Genomic DNA, 12,127 nt, shown 5'->3' on the forward strand with positions numbered 1-12,127 from the left:
GCGCCGGGGGTGGCCCTAGAGTACGTCAGCCATCTCGACGTCCTGGCGGGACGGGGCGCTCCGTGGTCGGCCGACCTGTGGCGAAGACCCGAGTCCCGAGCCGGACACTGCCACGGGGAAGACCTTTGACCACGCCTCAGCCGCCGTCCCAGCCGTACGCCGCGCCGCCGGCCCCGCCCGCGCCGGTGCCCGGCCAGGCCCAGCCGCCCGCCGGGTACGGGTATCCGGCGCAGCCCGCGCCGTACCCGCAGCCCCCGGCCTACGGCGCGGCGCCGCCCGCGTACGGCCAGCCGGCACCGTACGGCCAGCAGGCGCCCTACGGGCAGCCGGCACCGTACGGGCAGCCCTCGCCGTACGCGCAGCCGCCGACCTACGGGCAGCCGTCGCCGTACGCGCAGCAGCCGGCCCACGCGGTGCCGGGGGCCGGGCCGGGCTGCCGGTTCTGCGGCGGCCTCCCGGCCGTGAAGACCACGGTGCGCGCCCACCGGGGCATGATCGTCATCATGCAGTTCCAGCGCCAGGAGGGGCCGTTCTGCCGCACCTGCGGCACCGCGGCGGTGCGCGACATGTCGGCCCGCACGATGGTGCAGGGCTGGTGGGGCTACCTGTCGTCGATCATCACGCCGGTGACGCTGATCCGGAACCTCTTCGCCTGGAACAAGATCAAGGCGCTGCCGCCGGCCGCCCCGGTCAGCGGACCGCAGCTCGACCCGGGCAAGCCGCTGACGAAGCGCCCGGCGATGCTCATGCTGCTGCTCCCGGTGGTGGCCTGGTCGGTGGTCATCGGCCTGATGGTGGTCGGCGCGCTGGCCGACGACGACCCGTACACCCCCACGACGCCGTACCGGGTGCCCACGTCGGTCGGGATCACGACCGGTTCCTGCGTGCACAACGCGGGCACCTCGGTGAAGCCCGCGCTGAAGGTGCTGCCGTGCAGCGACCCGACGGCCGACTACAAGGTGGTGGGCCGCGTCGACGGCACCACCGACGACGCGGCGGCGTGCGAGGCGTACCCGGACACCGAGTCCTCCTTCACCCACTCCGAGAGCGGGACGAGCGACGACTACGTGCTCTGCCTGGCCCGCAACGGCAGCTCGGGGGCGAGCGCAGCGGTCTCCTGAACCCGCCCGCGGGCCGGCGGGGGCGGAGCGGCTGCTGCCGCCCCGTCCCCGCCGGCCCGTTCCGTCCGCCGGACGGTCACTTCACGGTGCAGGAGGCTCCGTTGAGGGTGAACGCGGCCGGGTTGGTGTTGCTGCCGGTCCACGTGCCGTTGAACCCGAAGGACGTGCTGCCGCCGTTCGCGGCGAGCGCGCCGTTGTAGCTCAGGCTGGTGACGGTGACGCTGGCGCCGCTCTGGGTCCAGCTGCCGTTCCAGAGCGAGCCGACGGTCTGGCCGTTGGCGAACGCCCACTTCAGCGTCCAGCCGTTGACCGCCGTGGTGCCGGTGTTCCTGACGGTGACGTTGGCGCCGAAGCCGCCGCCCCACTGGCTGCTCACGGCGTACGTGACCTCGCAGCCGGTGCCCGCGGTCGGGCTGGAGGACGGCGAGGACGAGGGCGAGGACGACGGCGAGGCGGACGCGGAGGGCGAGGCGGACGCCGACGGTGACGGGGAGGACGACGCGGAGGCCGAGGCGGACGGCGACGGCGAGACCGTGGTCACGGCCGAGGTGTCGCCGACGATGATGCCGCGGCCGTTGGTGGAGACGTACACCCGGCCGTAGACCCGCGGGTCGCCGGTGATCGCGGCGCCGGTCCAGCCCCACTGGTGGTTGTCGTCGTTGATGCGGACCCAGCTCGCCCCGGCGTTGTCGGAGCGGTAGATGCCGCGGACGCCGCCGATCTGGGCGCTGCTGTACAGCGCCGGGTAGGCGGTGCCGGTGGCGGCCTTGCCGAAGCCGATGCTGTCGGCCTTGTCGACGCCCGCGAGGCGGGTGAAGGACGCGCCGGAGTTGGTGGAGTGCCACAGGCCGTAGGTGGCGTCGTCGGCGCCGCCGGCGAGCCAGACGTCGCCCTCGGTGGTGGTCAGCGCCTTGAAGCGGACGTTGCCCTTGGCCGGGAGGCTGGTGGCCGCGGTCTTGGTGAAGGTCACGCCGCCGTCGGTGGAGACGTAGAAGGAACCGGCCGCGTAGGCGTAGAACTTCTTGGCGTTGACCCGGTCCGACTCCACGGTCGCGCCGGCCGGCAGGCCGCTCGCGGTGGCCCAGGAGCCGCCGCCGAAGGTGCCGGTGACGGGGGAGGCGCCCTCCGGCGACCACACGATGCGGGTGCCGTCCGCGGAGATCGCCACGGTGCCGCCGGCGGTGATGCCGGCCGGCTCGCTGCTCGCCGCGTACCAGTTGGCGCCGTTGTCGTTGGAGAAGGCGATGTGCTTGTCGGTCGAGCCGCTGGGCGTGTTGCCGACCCGGACGACGACGTTGCCGTTGGTCTCGGCGTAGTCGAGGCTGGTGGTGCTGCTGTGGTTCGGCGAGGTGAACATCATCGCCGGGGTGGTGGTCAGCGAGGTGTGGCGGAAGCCCCCGATGTCACCGAGCGCGCTGAGCAGCGGGGCCCCGGTCGGCGGGCTGGCCAGGTCCAGGACGGCGGTCTCCTCCAGGCCCTCCACCATCGGCTTGATGGTGATCTTGGTGCCGGCGTCCCAGGCGGTCAGGTTGCTGCTGCCGTACAGCGTCGCGCCGGTGCCGTACATCATGCGGTCGGAGTTGAACGGGTCGATCTCCAGCGACTCCGTCATCCAGCCGAGCTTCGGGGTCTCCTCCGGCGGCGAGGGGTAGGCGCCCCAGGTCAGCCACGGCGAGGTGGAGACGTCCATGGTGTAGTGGTCGACCCGGTTCGGGTAGCCGTTGTACTCCCAGATCGGCTTGAACGTCGCGCCGAAGTCGGTGGAGCGGTAGATCTGGGTGTCCGGCCACCAGGAGCTGTAGCCCGTGACCATGACGACGTTCGGGTGCTGGCGGTCGATCGTCAGGCCGCTGTAGCCGAAGTACGCGCCGGAGTCGGACGACTTGAGCGGGCTGATCTGCAGCCAGGTGCCGGCCTTGGTGTCGTAGCGCCAGACGTCGCCCTTGCCGCCGTCGTACGGGCCGCCGGTGTCGCTGGTGGCCAGGTAGAGGTAGCCGTTGGTGCCGTCGAGGACGCCCTTGTGCGGCAGGAACCCGGTGGGCTGGCCGGCGAGGCGGGTCCAGGTGGTGCCGCCGTCGGTGGAGCGGTAGACGTTGTTGTCCTTGTCGGCGACGCCGACGTAGATCGTCTGGGTGGTGGCGCCGGCGGCGGCGCTCGCCTTGTCGAACGTCACCCAGAGCACGCCCGGGTTGGAGCTCAGGTAGCCGCTGGTGTCCGTCGGGTCGGCCTGGTAGTTGCCGACGTTGGTGAAGCTGCTGACCTTCGCCCAGGTGACGCCGTAGTCGACGGACTTCCACAGGCCGTTGCCCTCGGCGGCGCCGAAGTAGACGATCTTGTCGTTGTTCGGGTCGACCGCGAGGCGCTCGCCCATGCCGCGGCCCGGCATGTTGCCGCCGACCTTGAACGGCAGGGTGGTGCGGGCCCAGGTCTTGCCCTTGTCGGTGGAGCGCAGGATGGCGCCGTTGTTCGGATCCCAGCTGTTGGTGTAGTTGCCCGCGGCGACGTACACCCGGTTGGTCTGCACCGGGTCGGTGGCGAGCGAGGCGACACCGGTGAGGTTCCAGTCGTTCCAGCCGACCGAGTCGAGCAGCGGGATCCACTTCTTGGTGGCCGGGTCCTGCCGGTAGGCGCCGCCGATGTCGGTGCGGGCGTAGACCAGGTCCTTCTCGGTCTGGTTGAAGACGATGCCGGGCACGAAGCCGCCGCCGTCCACCCTGGCGTTGCTCCAGGTGTACGTGTCGGAGGTGGCCTCGGTCGCGGCGGTCGCGGTGCTGTGCAGGCCGGTCAGCCACGACACCGCCAGGCCGCAGCTCACCGCCAGCGCCGTGACGGCCGTCCGGGGACGGGTCAGGAGAGGAGGCATGGGGGAACGGACTCCTTCACGGGCCCGCGTGGTGGGAGAAGGGCCACCACGGTCGACGCGACCGTGGGGAGGGGTGCCCCCGCGCAACGGGTGGGGCGCGTCGTGCGGGCCGTCGGGCGTGACCCTAACGGCGGGCCGGGACCGGCAGAAGGGAGCGGACCGGGCCTGTCCGTAACCGGTCATGACAGGCAGTCAGCCCGTGCGGGCACACGGGGCCCGCCCATTCGAGCACACCACCGAGGCCGCCCGGGCAGCTTTTCACATCTTCTCGTGACCACGGGTGGACGCTGGGTAGCGTCCTCCGCATCCGTGAGCCCCTTCGCACATGCGAAAGGCATATGACCGACCGCCAGGTCACGCCCGCCGGAGGCACCGATGGGAACCCTGCACCACCTCAGCTTCGGCTGGCCCACACCCGCACTCTCGTACCTCCTCGCCTGCACCGGCGCGGCGCTCGGCCTGCGCTGCACCCTCAGGGCGCTCTCCGCGACCGGCCGCGCACGCCGCAACTGGCTGCTCACCGCCGCCGCCGCGATCGGCTCCGGCATCTGGACGATGCACTTCGTCGCGATGTTCGGCTTCACCATCGACGGCACCGAACTCCGCTACGACGTGGCGCTCACCGTGCTCAGCCTGCTGGTCGCCGTGGTCGTCGTCGGCCTCGGCGTCTTCGCCGTCGGCTACGGCCGCCACCGCGGACGCAGCCTGCTCGCCGGCGGCCTCACCACCGGCATCGGCGTCGCCGCCATGCACTACATCGGCATGGCCGCCGTCCGGCTGCACGGCGCCATCGACTACGCACCCGCCACCGTGGCGCTGTCCGTCGCCATCGGGGTCGGTGCGGCCACCGCCGCCCTCTGGGCCGCCGTCACCATCCGCAACGTCGTCGCCGCCGCCGGGGCCGCCCTCGTCATGGGCGTCGCCGTCAGCTGCATGCACTACACCGGCATGGCCGCGGTGCACGTGCACCTCGACCCCGCCCGCACCGACCTGGGCGGCGCCACCCCGATGCAGTTCGTCTTCCCGCTCGCGGTGGGCCTCGGCTCGTTCCTCTTCCTCACCTCCGCGTTCGTCGCGCTCTCCCCCACCGCGCAGGAACGCGCGGCCTACCGCGAGGCCGGCGAACTCGCCATCGAGGACCTCGCCCCCGCCGAACTCGACCGCGCGGCCTGACCGTCCGCCGCCCCGGGCCCGGACACCACCCGGCCGCCCGGCACCGGCGGCCGGCCCGCACCCGCCCCGACGACGACCCGGCCCGACGCGGCCGAAAGGACCCACCCATGCGAGTACGCCGCGGCACCCCGCGCACCGCGCCGACGGCCGGCCCCGGCAGCACCGGGCGCGGACCGCGCCGACCGGGCCACCCGGCCGGCCGGCACCGCGGGGCGCACGCCCGCGACGAACAGCCCGCGCCCCCGCCCCCCCGCCCCCCGCACCGGACGGCCCTCGCTGCGCCCCCGCACCGTGCGGGCCCGGATCGTCGCCCTGCTCATGGTGCCCGTGGTCTCCGTGATGGCGCTCTGGGCGTTCGCCACCGTCACCACCGCCCGGTCGGTGTGGGACACCCTGCAGCTCAAGACGGTCTCCGGCGCACTCCTCGACCCGGTCTCCGCCACCGTCTCCGCCCTGCAGGCCGAGCGCACCGCCGCCGGCCGGCTGCTCGCCGGCGACGGCGACGGCCGCGACGGCGCCCTGCGCGACGCGGGCACCGCGACCGACCGGGCCGTCGCCCCGCTGCGCCTCGCCGACGGCTACAACCGGGCCGACGCCCTCGGCCTCGGCCCCGGGACCGCGGGCCGGGTCGACGAGCTCACCGCCGCCGTCGCCGCCCTCCCCGCCCTGCGGGCCCGGGTGCTCCGGCACCAGGCGGGCTGGCCCGAGACGTACACCGCGTACACCGCGGCCGTCGACCGCGCCCTCGACGTCACCGGCTCCGTCACCGCCCTGCAGGACCACCGGGTCGCCTCCGACGCCCGCGTGCTGCTGGAGTTCGCCCGGGCCCGCGAACTCCTCGCCCGCGAGGACGCCCTGCTCCGCGCCGGCCAGGCCGCCGGCCGCCTCGACGACGCCCAGCTCCGCGAGTTCGGCGCCGCCGTGTACGCCCGCCGCCTCTTCGCGCAGGCGGCCTCCCGCGACCTCCGCCCGGCCGACCGGTCCGCGCTGCTCGCCGTCACCGGCGGCGCCGACCACCGCGAGCTCGCCCGCATCGAGGACGCCGTCCGCGACGCCCCCGACGGCGGGGCCGCCGTCCGCGCCGCGTCCGCCGAACGCTGGGCCGACCTCGCCGACGCCACCGCCCGCGACCTCGCCGCCGTCGAACGGGCCGCCGGCAACGCCGCCACCGCCCGCTCCGCCCCGTACGCGCTCGGACTGTTCACCCCCGCAGGACTCGCCGTGCTGCTCGGCCTGGCCGCGGTGATCGCCTCGCTGCTCATCTCCGTGCGGATCGGCCGCGGCCTCGTCACCGAGCTGATCGGCCTGCGCAACTCCGCCCTCGAACTCGCCGGACGCACCCTGCCCGCCACCATGCGACGGCTCCGGGCCGGCGAGGAGATCGACGTCGCCGTCGAGGCCCCGCTGCCGCCCTCCGGCGACGACGAGATCGGCCAGGTGCACGGCGCGCTGGCCCGGGTGCAGCGCGCCGCCGTCACCGCGGCGGTGGAGCGCGCCGAGGTGCTCTCCGGGGTGTCCGGCGTCTTCGTCAACCTCGCCCGGCGCAGCCAGGTGCTGGTGCACCGCCAGCTGACCCTGCTGGACGCCATGGAGCGCCGCACCGAGGACCCGGCCGAGCTCGCCGACCTCTTCCGCCTCGACCACCTCACCACCCGGATGCGGCGGCACGCCGAGGGCCTGATCATCCTCTCCGGCGCCGCCCCCGGCCGGGCCTGGCGGCGGCCCGTACCGCTGATGGACGTCGTCCGCGCGGCGGTCGCCGAGGTCGAGGAGTACGCCCGGGTCGAGGTGCACCGGCTGCCGCCCGCCGCGGTCTCCGGCCCCGCCGTCGCCGACCTCACCCACCTCGTCGCCGAACTCGTCGAGAACGCCACCGGCTTCTCCCCGCCGCACACCAGGGTGCACATCCGCGGCGAACAGGTCGGCAACGGCTACGCGCTGGAGATCGAGGACCGCGGCCTCGGCATGGGCCCGGAGGCACTCGCCGACGCCAACCGGCGGATCGCCGCCTCCGAACAGGTCGACCTCTTCGACAGCGACCGGCTCGGCCTGTTCGTCGTCAGCCGGCTGGCCCGCCGGCACGAGGTCAGGGTGGCGCTGCGCCCGTCCGCGTACGGCGGCACGACGGCCGTGGTGCTGCTGCCGACCGCGCTGCTCGAAGCCACCGGGTCCGGGACCGGGTCCGACCTGGTGACGGCCCCCGCGGCCCCCGCGGCCCCCGCGGCGGTGCCTGCGGCGGCTGTTGCGGAGGAGACGGGGACCGCCGCCGGGAGCGTGCCGGCGGCGCCGGCCCGGCCGCCGGTGGCGGCTGTGCCGATGCCCCGCCCGCTGCCCACCGCGGCCCCGTTCGGGGCGCTCGGCGCCGACCCGGGCGTGCTGCGCCCGACGCCGTTCCGGGCCGCGGGCGGCCGGACCGAGCGGCCGGCCGGGTCCGCGCGCCGTGCGGCCGCACCGGACGGGTCGGCGGTCCGCACGCCGCTGGCCGCGGTGCCCTCGCCGCCGCAGGCTGCCGCCCCGCCCGCCGTCGCCCCCGCTCCGAGGTCCGTGGCCGCTCCGAGGTCCGCCCCGGCGGCGGCGCCGGGCGTCCCCGTGGCGGGCGCCGCCGACGACGCGCTGCCGCGCCGCGTACGGCAGGCCAGCCTCGTGCCGCAGCTGCGGGAGGCGCCGCCGAAACCGAAGCCGCGCCCGCGCCGGGATCCGGCGCAGCCCGTCGGCCGCGACCCGGAGGAGGCCCGCGCCGCGATGTCGGCGTTCCGGAGCGGCTGGGCGCGGGGCGCCGCCGAGCAGTCCGCCCGCCCGAACCCCACCGGAGGAGAGCACCGATGATCGGTACCACGCACCACGCGGGAGAGCTCAACTGGCTGCTCGACGAACTGGTCGCGCGGGTGCCCCAGGTGAGATTCGCCGTGATGCTGTCCGCCGACGGCCTCGCCATGGGCACCTCGGCCGGCCTCGGCCGCGAGGACGGCGAGCACCTCGCGGCGGTCGCCTCCGGCTTCCACAGCCTCGCCAAGGGCGCCGGGCGCCACTTCGAGGCCGGCGAGGTGCGGCAGACGATGGTCGAGCTGGAGCACGGCTTCCTGTGCGTCGCGGCGGCCGGCGAGGGCACCTGCCTGGCGGTGTTCTCCACCGCCGACGCCGACCTCGGCCTGATCGCCTACGAGATGGCCCGCCTCGTGCGGCGGGTCGGCGAGCACCTGTACGCGCCGCCGCGCAGCACGGCCGGACGGTGAGCCCGGTGCCGTACCCGCCCCCGCGCCACGGGCCCGCCGGCCCGTCCGGCAGCCCTCCGCTGCCGGAGGCGCCCGTGCAGTGGTTCGACGACGCGGCCGGGCCGATGGTCCGCCCGTACGCGATGACCCGCGGCCGCACCCGGCCGGCCGGCGCCGGCTTCGACCTGATCGCGCAGATCACCGCGGACGTGCCGGAGGGCGAGGACCCGCCCGTCGGGCCCGAACAGGCCGTCATCCTCGGCCTGTGCCGGGCGGAGGCGCTCTCCGTCGCCGAGATCGCCGCCGGCGTCGACCTGCCGCTCGGCGTGGTGCGGGTGCTGCTCGGCGACCTCCTCGACGCCGGGTACATCCGCGTCGGCCGACCCGTACCGCCCGCCCTGCTCCCCGACGTGCACATCCTCCAGGAGGTCATCGATGGACTCCGTGCCCTCTGACGGTTCGGTGCTCGCCCTGAAGATCCTCGTCGCCGGTGGCTTCGGCGTCGGCAAGACCACGCTCGTCGGCTCGGTCAGCGAGATCCGCCCGCTGCGCACCGAGGAGCGGCTGACGGCGGCCGGCCGGGGCGTCGACGACCTCGGCGGTGTCGAGCAGAAGACCACGACGACGGTCGCCATGGACTTCGGCCGGATCACCATCCGCGAGGGGCTGTCGGTGTACCTCTTCGGCACGCCCGGCCAGGACCGCTTCTGGTTCCTCTGGGACGAGCTGGCGCAGGGCGCGCTCGGGGCGGTGGTGCTGGCCGACACGCGGCGGCTCACCGACTGCTTCCCGGCGGTCGACTTCTTCGAGCACCGCGGCATCCCGTTCGTCGTCGCGGTGAACCGCTTCGCCGGCACCCGGGACTTCCGCCCCGAGGAGGTCGCGCGCGCCCTCGACCTCGACGGCGGCACCCCCGTGGTGGTGTGCGACGCCCGGCGCCGCGCCTCCGGCAAGGACGTGCTCGTCAACCTCGTCGAACACGCCGGCCGGGTGCACGCCGCCCGGCTGCTCGCGGACACCCGCCGCTGACCGTCGGCCTGCCCGCGGACACCCGCCGCCCGCGGGCCCGGTGACGGACCGCCGTCCGGCGCGGTGAACCCCGGACGGCGGTCCGACACGCATGCCGCTGACGACGTGTCAGTCCCTGCCGCGACCCCGGACGTACATTGGCGAGATGATCACGTACGAGGGGCGCGAGGCGAGCGCACTGGCGGCCGACGGCCGCTGGCCGGAGCTGCTCGGCCACTTCCGACGGGCCCGCGCGGCCGCCGTCGCGGCGCACGGCCGGCCCGGCGGCGCGGCCGGCCCGTCCGGCCACCTGCTCGCGTACGGGGCGCCGCCGCAGCTCGCCGCCCGGCTCTTCGACCACGACGGCGGCCCGGGCACCGCCGCCGACGAGACCGACCACGACGCCGGCCCGCTCTGGGAGGTGCTCGCCACCCGGCACTCCTGGCAGCGGCTGGCCCCGCTGCTCGAACCGGCGCCGGTGCGCCGGCTCGTCGCCCACACCCGGGCCCTGCTCGGCGAGAACCTCGCCGGCCGGGCCGAGCCCGATCCGGAGGACGTGCCGCTCACCCTGCAGTCGTGGGAGGAGGCGGGCTGGGAGGCGGCCGCCCGGGTCCGCGACTACCTGCCGGACGGTGGTGCCCGGCGCGCCCTGCTCGCGCTGCCCGCCACCCGCGAGGACCTCGGCCCGCTCGACCTGCCGGAGTCCGGCGGGCGGGTGCCGGGGCTGGCCGCCACCCGGCTGTTCGCGGGGCTCGCCCCCTGGCTGCAGGCGGTCTGCGTGCGCGGCACCGCACCGGACGCCGCGGCCCAGCTCGCCCCGCAGCGCAGCGCCGTCGCCGGGCACCTGCCGTTCGGGGCGGTGTACCCGGCGCTCGTCCAGGCCGGGTCCGGACTGCCCGGGCTGGGCAGCGCGCACGGGCGCCTCGCGGTGTGGCGGCTGCTCGGCGCGATGACCGGTGCGAGCCGGCCGGCGGTGGCCGAGGTGAACGCCCTGGTGGCCCGGCTGCGCTGCCTCGCCTGGGCCGACCCGGAGGACGAGCTCTGGTACCTGCACGTCGCCCTGGAGGATCCGGCGACCGGCCTGGCCTGGGCGGTCAGCGGCACGTCGGAGGCGTGAGACCGGCCCGGTGCCGCTGCCGGGGGAGGTGCGGCGCCGGGCCGGTGGCCTGGGCGGGACGGGGGTCCGCGCGTGCGGGGTCGGGTGTGGGGTCCGCGCGTGCGGATCGGGTGCGGGGTCGGGTGTGCGAGCGGGTGCGGGGCGGTCAGGCGCTGGTGCGTTCGGCGGCGGGCGCGTCCGGCTGCGGCGGCACGGCGGTGCCGGCGTGGGTGTCGACCAGGGTGGTCTCGTCGAAGGGCAGGCCGCCGGCCAGGACCCGGGTGAGGCGGTCGCGGTCGAGTTCGCCCGTCCAGTGGCCGATCAGCACGGTGGCGACGGCGTTGCCGGCGAAGTTGGTGAGCGCGCGGGCCTCCGACATGAAGCGGTCGATGCCGACGATCAGGCCCACGCCGTCGACGAGTTCGGGCCGGTGCGACTGCAGCCCGCCGGCCAGGGTGGCCAGGCCGGCGCCGGTGACCCCGGCGGCGCCCTTGCTGGCGATCACCATGAAGACCAGCAGGGAGAGCTGCTGGCCGAGCGGCATCGGCTTGTCGAGTGCCTCGGAGATGAAGATCGAGGCCATGGTGAGGTAGATCGCGGTGCCGTCGAGGTTGAAGCTGTAGCCGGTCGGCACGGTGATGCCGACGACCGGGCGGCTGACGCCGAGGTGCTCCATCTTGGCGATCAGCCGGGGCAGCGCGCTCTCCGAGGAGGACGTGGAGAGGATCAGCAGGAACTCCCGGCCGAGGTAGCGCAGCAGGGCGAAGATGCTGACGCCGGCGGCCAGCCGCAGCAGCAGGCCGAGGACCACGGCGACGAACAGCGCGCAGGTGAGGTAGAAGCCGGCCATGATCATGGCGAGGCTCTTCAGGGCGGCCGTGCCGGTGGCGCCGACCACGGCGGCGATGGCGCCGAACGCCCCGACCGGCGCCAGCCACATGATCATCGCCATGATCCGGAAGACCAGCTTCTGCAGGTGCTCGACACCGCGCAGCACCGGGGCGCCGGCCGCACCCATCGCCTGCAGGGCGAAGCCCGCGAGCAGCGCCACCAGCAGGGTCTGCAGCACCTTGCCCTCGGTGAGCGCGGAGAACAGCGTGGTGGGGACGATGCCGAGCAGGAAGTCGGCGGTGCCGGTGGCCTCGCCCGCCGCGGCCTGGGCGTGCCCCGACTTCGCCAGGGCGCCGGTGAGGTGCAGTCCGGCGCCGGGCTCGATCAGGTTGCCGACCAGCAGGCCGATGCCGAGGGCGACGGTCGACATCGCGAGGAAGTAGCCGAGGGCGAGGCCGCCGACCCGGCCGACCTTCGCAGCCCTGGTGACCGAGCCGATGCCGAGCACGATGGTGCAGAAGATCACCGGGCTGATCATCATCTTGATGAGGTTGACGAAGCCCGTTCCGATCGGCTTCAGCTCCACCGCGACACCCGGCGCCGCCAGACCGACCACGATCCCCGCCACCACCGCGGCGACCACCGCCGGGTAGAGGTAGCGGGTCCGGTCCCGGCCGCCGGCCCTGACCTCTGCTGCGCTCGACATCATGCGGCTCCTTCGCCCTGCTGTCCCTGACGGGCCGGCCGGGCCGCCGTGGTCCCGGCACCGCCCTGCTGCTCCCGACGGCCCCGGGGGGAGGGCCGCTCCGACTATCGGCGCCGC

9 protein-coding genes are annotated in these 12,127 nt (G+C 75.2%); 7 read left to right on the forward strand and 2 right to left on the reverse strand.

The window, feature by feature from the left end; genetic code table 11:
* Nucleotides 1–125: 125 nt before the first annotated feature.
* On the forward strand, nt 126–1,121 hold the full coding sequence (locus SNE206_RS03700) for a hypothetical protein (RefSeq protein WP_407911867.1): 996 nt from the start codon (nt 126–128) through the stop codon (nt 1,119–1,121).
* A 76-nt stretch (nt 1,122–1,197) separates the two neighbouring features.
* Here SNE206_RS03700 and SNE206_RS03705 read toward each other — a convergent pair whose 3' ends face one another.
* A complete protein-coding gene (locus SNE206_RS03705) occupies nt 1,198–3,984 on the reverse strand; it encodes a cellulose binding domain-containing protein (protein ID WP_407911868.1) in 2,787 nt (928 codons plus the stop codon).
* A 375-nt stretch (nt 3,985–4,359) separates the two neighbouring features.
* On the opposite strand from SNE206_RS03705, the gene SNE206_RS03710 reads away from it, so the two are divergent.
* The 6 genes from SNE206_RS03710 to SNE206_RS03735 all read left to right on the forward strand — a co-directional run bounded on the left by SNE206_RS03710 (nt 4,360) and on the right by SNE206_RS03735 (nt 10,494).
* Complete coding sequence (locus SNE206_RS03710) at nt 4,360–5,157, forward strand: MHYT domain-containing protein (protein WP_407911869.1); 798 nt, start codon at nt 4,360–4,362, stop codon at nt 5,155–5,157.
* A gap of 291 nt (nt 5,158–5,448) precedes the next feature.
* Nucleotides 5,449–7,983: a nitrate- and nitrite sensing domain-containing protein gene (locus SNE206_RS03715; protein WP_407911870.1), complete on the forward strand. Its 2,535-nt coding sequence runs from the start codon at nt 5,449–5,451 to the stop codon at nt 7,981–7,983.
* Nucleotides 7,980–8,390, forward strand: a complete 411-nt coding sequence (locus SNE206_RS03720) for a roadblock/LC7 domain-containing protein (RefSeq protein WP_407911871.1) — start codon at nt 7,980–7,982, stop codon at nt 8,388–8,390. Before SNE206_RS03715 ends, SNE206_RS03720 begins: the two co-directional genes overlap by 4 nt.
* A 104-nt stretch (nt 8,391–8,494) precedes the next feature.
* Nucleotides 8,495–8,824 (forward strand): DUF742 domain-containing protein, encoded by a 330-nt coding sequence (locus SNE206_RS03725; RefSeq protein ID WP_407911982.1) that lies wholly within the window; start codon nt 8,495–8,497, stop codon nt 8,822–8,824.
* Nucleotides 8,805–9,398: a GTP-binding protein gene (locus SNE206_RS03730; RefSeq protein WP_407911872.1), complete on the forward strand. Its 594-nt coding sequence runs from the start codon at nt 8,805–8,807 to the stop codon at nt 9,396–9,398. The genes SNE206_RS03725 and SNE206_RS03730 overlap by 20 nt, the downstream gene beginning before the upstream one ends.
* A 145-nt stretch (nt 9,399–9,543) precedes the next feature.
* Nucleotides 9,544–10,494, forward strand: a complete 951-nt coding sequence (locus SNE206_RS03735; RefSeq protein ID WP_407911873.1) for a hypothetical protein — start codon at nt 9,544–9,546, stop codon at nt 10,492–10,494.
* A 145-nt stretch (nt 10,495–10,639) separates the two neighbouring features.
* On the opposite strand, the gene SNE206_RS03740 is transcribed toward SNE206_RS03735, so the two are convergent.
* Nucleotides 10,640–12,013 carry a cation:dicarboxylate symporter family transporter gene (locus tag SNE206_RS03740; protein ID WP_407911874.1) on the reverse strand — a complete coding sequence of 458 codons (1,374 nt, stop codon included), beginning with the start codon at nt 12,011–12,013 and terminating at the stop codon, nt 10,640–10,642.
* Nucleotides 12,014–12,127: the final 114 nt, after the last annotated feature.

This window comes from Kitasatospora sp. NE20-6, from assembly GCF_045862635.1.